1 protein-coding gene is annotated in these 1015 nt (G+C 68.3%); it reads right to left on the bottom strand.

Annotation, left to right across the window (positions count from 1 at the left end; genetic code table 11):
• The coding region (locus ALA01S_RS31190) for an amidohydrolase family protein (RefSeq protein ID WP_238456036.1) at positions 1–1015 on the bottom strand (1015 nt) is incomplete at both ends.

The following is a 1015-nucleotide window of genomic DNA, read 5'->3' as shown; positions in this document are numbered from 1 at the left end:
CGTTCTTCCAGCGGATCTTGTCCAGGTCCTGCTGCGACAGCCGCAGGCCCTCGGTGAGGTCGTGGCGCACGGCATCGGAGCCGCCGAAGTTGCTGCCATACACCACCTGGTCCGCCCCGATGATGTCCACCAGTGCCTGGCGCATGGGCAGCTCGTGCAGCTCCACGTCGAAGTAGAAGTTCTTCATGTACTCCAGCACCGGGCGCTTGTTGTGCGTGACGTCCAGGTTGCGGTTGGTCTGCGCCAGGCGCCCGAGCTGGTAGGGCACGAAGCCCCCGCCGTGCGTGATGTAGACCTTCAGCTTGGGGAAGCGGTCGAGCACCCCGCCGTTGACGAGGTACCAGAAGCAGCGCGTCTCGTCGTAGTTCATGCCCACGATGGCCGTGGTCTCGTACTTGTCGTGGTTGGCCTGCAGCCCCCACGTCACCGACTGGTTGTAGCCGTGCACGAAGATCGGCAGGTCCAGCTCGCACAGCGTGGCCCACACCACGTCCAGCTGCGGCGAGTCGTACTCCAGCCCGCCGAAGTTGGCCCCGCCGGCCACCAGCCCCTTGGCGCCGAGCTGCGTGCACGCGCGGCGCAGCTCCTTGGCCGCCTCGTGCGGCGCGTTCAGCGGCGCGTGCGCCCAGAACATCAGCCGATCGGGCGCGCCCGAGCAGTACTCGGCCAGCGTGTCGTTGACCTTGCGCGCGAAGCGCACGCTGAACTCCGGGTCGGCCCAGTACATGTAGCAGTGCGAGGGCACCGACACGACCTGCGCGTTCTGCCCCGCGGCGTCCATGCCCGCCAGGCGGTTCTTGGGGTCGGCCCAGCGCGCGAGGTACTCCTCGAGCTGCAGGCCCTGGCCCGAGCGCACCGCGGCCTTGCGCTCGGGCGAGCCCAGCCCAAGGATCCAGTGCCCCACGCGCAGCTTGACGTCGCCGTCGCTGTGCTGCTCGAAGAACGGCCCCCAGTGCGGGTGCTGGTTGTAGTAGCCCGGATGGGGCGCGTGTGCATGCAGGTCGATCAGCATGGT

The sequence above is a fragment of the Azohydromonas lata NBRC 102462 genome (genome assembly GCF_001571085.1).
Taxonomy (GTDB): domain Bacteria; phylum Pseudomonadota; class Gammaproteobacteria; order Burkholderiales; family Burkholderiaceae_C; genus Azohydromonas; species Azohydromonas lata.
This window is presented reverse-complemented; position numbering and strand designations above follow the sequence as displayed.